6 protein-coding genes and 1 pseudogene are annotated in these 6,853 nt (G+C 39.3%); all 7 read right to left on the reverse strand.

From position 1 onward, the window contains the following. Positions 1-66: 66 nt before the first annotated feature. Positions 67-453, reverse strand: a pseudogene (locus GKG43_RS22240) (transposase); the annotation flags it as partial. Positions 454-597: 144 nt separating this feature from the next. Then, entirely contained in the window at positions 598-765 is a 168-nt protein-coding gene (locus tag GKG43_RS22245; RefSeq protein WP_154253421.1) for a hypothetical protein, read from the reverse strand. A 120-nt stretch (positions 766-885) separates the two neighbouring features. Further along, positions 886-1,074: a hypothetical protein gene (locus GKG43_RS22250; RefSeq protein WP_055155288.1), complete on the reverse strand. Its 189-nt coding sequence runs from the start codon at positions 1,072-1,074 to the stop codon at positions 886-888. 195 nt (positions 1,075-1,269) lie between these two features. Beyond that, positions 1,270-2,136 carry a DUF6615 family protein gene (locus GKG43_RS22260; RefSeq protein WP_055155287.1) on the reverse strand — a complete coding sequence of 289 codons (867 nt, stop codon included), beginning with the start codon at positions 2,134-2,136 and terminating at the stop codon, positions 1,270-1,272. Then, positions 2,136-2,570: a UPF0158 family protein gene (locus GKG43_RS22265; protein WP_055155286.1), complete on the reverse strand. Its 435-nt coding sequence runs from the start codon at positions 2,568-2,570 to the stop codon at positions 2,136-2,138. Before GKG43_RS22265 ends, GKG43_RS22260 begins: the two co-directional genes overlap by 1 nt. A gap of 134 nt (positions 2,571-2,704) precedes the next feature. Beyond that, a complete protein-coding gene (locus GKG43_RS22270) occupies positions 2,705-5,695 on the reverse strand; it encodes a DEAD/DEAH box helicase family protein (protein WP_129880086.1) in 2,991 nt (996 codons plus the stop codon). Between the two features lie 207 nt (positions 5,696-5,902). After that, a complete protein-coding gene (locus GKG43_RS23805) occupies positions 5,903-6,355 on the reverse strand; it encodes a hypothetical protein (RefSeq protein WP_055155284.1) in 453 nt (150 codons plus the stop codon). Between the last annotated feature and the right edge of the window lie 498 nt (positions 6,356-6,853).

A 6,853-nucleotide genomic window follows, 5' to 3' on the forward strand; every position in this document is an offset into this window, starting at 1 on the left:
AAAACGACCAATGTGTAGACCTGGCCGCCGGAAACGGCGGTCAAAAAATGAGCCAGTACTCATGGTTTACCGTATACTTTCAGCAGCCGGAGCACCTTGACAATTTACATATGATTGATTTGCATCATTTGCACGATGTTCTATTTCCGATTTGATATTTTCATTCCACGGTGCCAGGATATCCATCTTTTCATCGTTCATCCTATCATTTGGCATTTTCTCAAGCAGATAAGTAAGATAGTGATAGACGTTTACTCTATTTGCCTTTACCATTTCTACCATAGTGTATACAATGGCACTGGCCTGGGCCTCATTAGGGGTGTCACAGAACAGCCAGTTTTTGCGGCCAAAGGTAAATGGCCGGATCGTATTTCCGCTAAGATTATTTGAGAAGCTGCAGCGTCCATCTTCCAGATAGGCCGTAAGATAGGGCCGGCGGTTCTTTTTATAACTTCTCATGTTTTATCAATCAAAGGTTGTAATCCCCTCTATATTTATAACTCACTTAATAATTTCTTATTTAACCTCTCTTGGAATACCAGCCGAATCCAGATATTTAAGTATTTCTATTTACACTGAAGAATATAAAACAAACCTCTAATTCGTAAATACAGTAAACGATATTGAATCTAAAGAATTTTCTCTTTGTCCATATAAATCCTTTTTCATTGCCATAATTAAGTCTGCATATAATTTATTCTGCTCAGCAGCTGATTTATTTCTAGATGTAAAAAAACTCAAAAAATTAGCTAAGGCTTCCTGCACCCCTTTATCTCCAACTAAATATATAGTTTGTATTCTTTCCGAAAGTATAGTATTAACCTTAGCCCTTTCATTACTATTTACCGCTTTTGCTTCTGCTATACTTTCTAAAAATTCAATATATTACTTTTCTTTTATTTTTCTAAGTTCTACTTTTCGCTCACTTCTTTTGTTTAACATAAATGTAAATGCAGAGCCAAATAATCCTATTACAGCTACAATCGCTGCACTTAGTAGTCCAATAGATGCTATAATAACGTCTGCCTGCTTATCTGAAAGTCCACTAATTATGTTAATTATACAATCTATCATTTGTCATTCCTCCTTACATATATAAACCGAACATCATAATCGCTATCAGGAGATGCACCCCCCAGGCTCTGCTTCCAGATTCAACTGCCATTATAATTCTTACATTTACTGTATTCTCAATTTTTTTAATTCCTCTATAATTCGTTCTTTCATTTCACGTTCCTTTTTATCTTAAAGGCACCGATTTGCCCCGTTTCACTCGCGCAGATCAATAACAGCTAATCCGCCAATCTCTCCCATCTCGTACTTCATTTCTCTCTCAAGCCAGCTAAGATCTTGCCCCTGGCGTTCGACAAAAATCTTTAAGTAATTCGGTATTCCTCTTCCACTGTGCTTAATGCCATATACCCCGTCCTTGTATTGAGAGTCCATTCCCCCTAATTTTATCAATCTCTGATTGAATTTATTCAATAAATGCCCGCTCTTGCTCAGATCCTGAAATAATTTATCTAAAAGAGATAATTTCAATGAATGATTTAGTATCTCTATATCAAATATTTTATGTCTTGGCAAATTAAAAAGAATCTCACTAATACTTCCAGCATCTGATAAAAAACATCCGTTATTGAAGCCATCACACCATCTGAGTGTTTCTTCCTTTATAAATTGAATATTTTTTATTTGTTCTGTTATGTCCGGCTGTGTGGTCGTGTAGAACATATATAATGGATACGCATTTCTATACCTGGCTTCATTCAAAAGCAAATCTATCTGGAATCCATTTTTATTACCATAACTTAATAATGAATAATTATCCTGATTATTTGGCCATAACTTTTTAGCCTGTACCAAAAATCTATACCCATTATACTTATCTTTATAATAAGGATCCGCCGTTAATATCCACCACTCCCAATCCACTCCACTCGTTGATTCTTCATGGCGTGAAAATGCCTTATAATAAATATTCAGATTGCTGCTTGATATATCATATAGCAGCCAATCCGTCAGAGACTCCTCTTTTACATGCGCCTGCTTCAGTAACCATTCATAAATAAAAGCAGAACACTGATGGAACACAAGATCTTCTTCCTCTTCTCCAATAACTACTACTCTTTTCATTAGTGCTTTTCCTCCCGGGTGGTATACGGAATCTCATTCTTTTCACACCATTCTTCCGCAATTTTACATAGCGCCTGGAATCGGTATGCGTAGTATTCTTCATCAATACCCAAGTTTATAATTTCATCTTTAAAATGGCGATAAGCCTTTCTTCCATGCAGTGCCAACAAAAGCCGCTCCTGTTTTCTTTCCGATGTCACTCCCAGCGCAAACGCCTCCATAATCTTCCACTCATGGATTTCATATTGGTTCGGAAGACGTTCATAACAATCCAAAGCATCAATCTCTTCATCTAATTCTTCATCCCGTTCTATCCACATGCCATCCGACAACGCCACTATTTCACCGGTTTCGGTATTTAAAAACTGTTCCCAGCTATCCGTACATGCCTCTAATTCTTCAGCAATATCTTCTATACATATTTGTTTCTTCATTTTGTATATTTATCCTCCGTTAGAATAAAGCACACTGTTATAAAAAGTATTTTGACAGTCCTTAAAACAAGAATTTCAATAACTAATTCTTAAAAGTATTTGGCGACAAATATATACCGAAAGCCCTGCTCTCACTACCTCAGTTCCGTCACTCCCCTACTCCCTCCAAATGTCATCTCCATTAATTCCGCAGCAATGCTCTTACTGCATACCCGCATCAGATTATCCTCTGCATCCTCCTTCGCCAAAAAGTTCATGCTCCCATACCACACAATTTCTTCATCTACAATTACATAATGCTCACAGAATTCCTCCGCAAGCTGAACATAAAATCCCGCTTTCCGCATGCGCTCGTGCAGCTCCATCCAATAGTCGCTCTTCCCATAACCATACGCATCCGGTGCCCAGGTTACAATGGTAACTTTTACACCTGCCTCCTGCCTGCTTCTCAACATTGAAATGATATGGCTGACTTTCTGGCCGCTGATGACCGGACTGGAAATAATGATACTTTTATCAGCATTTATTAAATCCCGATTATAAACATCGGCATAGTTTTCATAATCAAAGATAGCATTTGCGTCCTGCTTTCCATTTTCTGCGTCCGTACAAATCTCATACCCAATCTGTTTATAAGCTCTCATCCGCTTCGCATACATATTGTCAAACATTGGAATATGGCTGTCAACATAGTCGTAAACGATGACATTTTCTTTTCCCTCGTAATCACGGTTCAGGCGCCCGGCATACTGTTCTACAACGCCTTTCCATGCTACCGGCGCTGCCATGATCAGTGTGTCCAGCCTTGGAAAATCAAATCCTTCCCCGACTAATTTACCCGTGGCGACAAGTATCAATGATTCATGATCGGGAATCTTCTGCATTTGTTCCCGTATCGCTTTATGCTCTTTCTTAGAATTATTGCCTGTCATCAGAAATACGTGATCTGCATAGTCATTGAGTTGATGATACAGCCCCTCTGCATGATCTTTATATTTTGTCAAAACAACCGGAGTTCTCCCTTGTAAAACACATGATTTTACATCTTCTATTATCTGCCGGTCTCTCATCTCATTATTTCGGTTGATTTCGTAGGCATCATTTGGATGTATTTTCTGTCCTGCACCGCGTGGGACAACTGCTCTTGTAAAACGAGGATAGACCAGATGGCCTATCTTCTGCTCTTTTGCCTTATCCTTGGCAGTAAATTGATATCTGATCGGGCCGATCAGCATATAATTGATTTTTTCAAGACCATCTCCCCTCATCGGCGTGGCTGTCACTCCATAGACATACTTTGCCTTTACTTCATTCAGAATATTTACGATTCTGTCAGAAGCTGAATGATGGCATTCATCAACCATCACCATACCATATTCCGATAATCTGGGATGAAATTCGCCTTTTTTGCAAACAGAACCCACCATGGCAATGTCTATAATACCCGTAGTGGAATCATGCGGGCCCTGAAGCCTTCCGATCAAACTTTTACGCTTTTTCTTCCTTCCTGTTTTTGTTTCATATTCAGGCATTTCTTCTTCAATAACAAGAAATTTTTCTAACGATTCTATCCATTGATCAATCAGCGTTGAGGATTTCAATAAAATGAGTGTACTTGTCTTCCGCTCTGCAATCAATGCACTGCAGACTACCGTCTTACCAAATGCCGTAGCTGCATGCAGGATGCCGTTATCATAATGCAGTAGTTTTTCTACTGCCGGTTCCTGCTCTTTTCTAAGTTCGCCTGAAAAATTAACATTGATATGCCTCCCGGAAGCGCGTTCATCCACAACATCACATGGAATTCCAGCTTCTTTACACTTTTCGATCAGTTCATCTAACAGCCCCCTCGGAATTTCAATATAGCCATTCTCATCCTTTCCAAAATATATCCATCTGGAATTTTCAAAGTTTGATAAGCCAATTGCCTGATTCTTGTAGAAAATTGGGTTGCTGAATGCAGCCAGTTTACGAATATGATTCTGGATAGCCGGTTTCAGATTTATAGTATCGACATATACCCCATTTGACAGAACAACATTTAACTTGCCATCTACATCAGCTACATGGAATTTTCTATTTCTATTCCACGGTTTTGAACGGTTACCATCTTCATTCGCCCTTTCACAGCCATTCTCTGCCACTGTATACTCAGGCTCCCATTCCTTTATCTTTTCCTCAAGAAATTCTTTCGTAAGTCGGGGCGTGCCCATTAATACCGACCACTGATCCGGATATGCATTCCATTTTTCATCAATAAATGCACTATTCCCCTCCAGTAATGCCTTGCCCTGCAACGGAAGTGCAATCAAATTGCCCAAACCGCCTTCCGGCAGGTGATCTTGTGCTGGCAGCATTCTATCATAGTATTTGAAAGATTTTAGATTTACTTCCTCCGCACCTTTTTCAAGTAAAGCGAAACCAAATTTTCTGACTAACGCAGCCGATACCGGCTTATCCAAGAAAATCCATAGATGTGCACCTCTGCCGGAGCGGGAGCGTTCAAGCAGGAAATAGATCCCGTTCAAATCACAGATTCTGCACATCGCATTTACCTCATTCCGCCACTCTTCATCAGTATTCGCAAAATCTTTCTTTTCTGCACTTTTCTCATGGTTATCGAAGTCAAATACTAAGAAACGGCAGGTGTTATCTGTAAGTAAAGGATAAACTCCAATTACATCAGATGCTTCATATGATTTTCCCAATAGATGTGCTTTGATCTGGCGGATCGTAAGCCTGCTCCAGTCCCTGTATTCACAATCCATGCATTTTATTTTCGTACCGCTTTTTCTATAACATCTCTCAGACCAAAAGTTATTGCACTGGGGATAATAATTCACTTCGCCCGTTGATTTCTTAATTGTTCGTTTGCTGTAAACATCCTGGCGTCCCCAGAACCTTGCGTAAAACCGGTTTGCCATTTCATCTGTGATCTGAGCTGGGTGAATGATCCGCCGACCCTGGTTTGGATCGTATTCGTCATCTTCTTCGTATGAGTCAAGCCTTGTGATAGCCTCTGTATATGAAATATTTTCTTTCTCCAGCAGTGCTTTTAATATTTTATTTTCTTTCCGCAGTCTATTTACCTGCTGTCGTAGTTGATCAAGTTCGTCATTACTCATACTCTTACCTCATACCGTTTCCGTCGGTAATGTCAAATTCACTACCTGTTTTTATTGTTAAACCTTGATTTTATGGGAGTTTGCAAAAAATGAGCAATGACCTCCCTTTTTTTGGTATAATGTCAATCGCCAAACCAACCTTATACAAAAGGAGACATTGCTCATGGACATTATAATTTATTTACTAGGCATTATTCAATACCTTTATTAAATGAATTGCTGGTTATTAAATTTTATCTGCAGATATATCCCACTCAAGCAGTGGCTTTTGATGATTCCCATTCTCCCAAATATCAAAAATTCAAAATTGATGAACTCCCACGTGTCACTGACTTCCGGCAGGACTGGACTTACAAGGAACTCATCCCTTACTTTGAAAAATGTTACGCTAAGAAAATACGCCCCGTCAGCCGCCGCTCTGAATGTGACATCCCGGTCAGCTGCATCTGCCCCCGCTGTTGCGCCCCCAAGCCTTTCCTCTACAAGAATAACGGTTCCAAAGGGCAGCTTCTCTGTAAGGTCTGTGATGCAAAGTTCTCTCAAGAGGAAAGCCGCTTCTCTTCTGTAAAACTGCGTTGCCCACACTATGGGAACACCCTGCCAAATTACAACATCTCTGATGGTATGTATGGTACTGTACCCTCTGCCATCACTCTGCAACTTAATCAGCCAGCCTTTTGCTTCCGATAGTTTTACCTTGTCAATCCGCTTGTTTCCAAAAGTTTCTTTCTTGATAATATTGATTACAAAGTTGTAATTCGCCTCGGTATTATGCCTTACACCAGTTTTCTGTGAGATATTTTTTCACCAGTTCTAAAACCGTCATATTTCCAGCATCAGAGAAACTCTATTTTCATCATATCAGAACGCTTACGCAACGTACGACCAACCTTATTTTCATAATCATGTTTATAAATATATTTATGAAGCCAGTTGTTCAATTGCCTGTCATAATAAGTATTATACTGAATCTCTATCGGATAATGGTAATTGCTTAACTGGAAATGAACATGGACTCCTCTATACCCATCATCATTAGCCTTACCATCAGACAAATCCGCTACACGAATATTTTTACAATTATAGTGGCTCAGTTGTCAAGACAAAAATCTAAGATTTTTATAATGAACTGATATGGTGGACAAGTTACAAGGAACA

This window comes from Eubacterium sp. BIOML-A2, assembly GCF_009680135.1.
Classification (GTDB): domain Bacteria; phylum Bacillota; class Clostridia; order Lachnospirales; family Lachnospiraceae; genus Faecalicatena; species Faecalicatena contortus_B.

Bases quoted from the DNA above. Each gene is read 5' to 3' on its own strand.
- GKG43_RS22270 (WP_129880086.1), bottom strand. From the start codon at position 5,695: ATGAGTAATGACGAACTTGATCAACTACGACAGCAGGTAAATAGACTG.
- GKG43_RS22260 (WP_055155287.1), bottom strand. From the start codon at position 2,136: ATGAAAAGAGTAGTAGTTATTGGAGAAGAGGAAGAAGATCTTGTGTTC.
- GKG43_RS22250 (WP_055155288.1), bottom strand. From the start codon at position 1,074: ATGATAGATTGTATAATTAACATAATTAGTGGACTTTCAGATAAGCAG.
- GKG43_RS22265 (WP_055155286.1), bottom strand. From the start codon at position 2,570: ATGAAGAAACAAATATGTATAGAAGATATTGCTGAAGAATTAGAGGCA.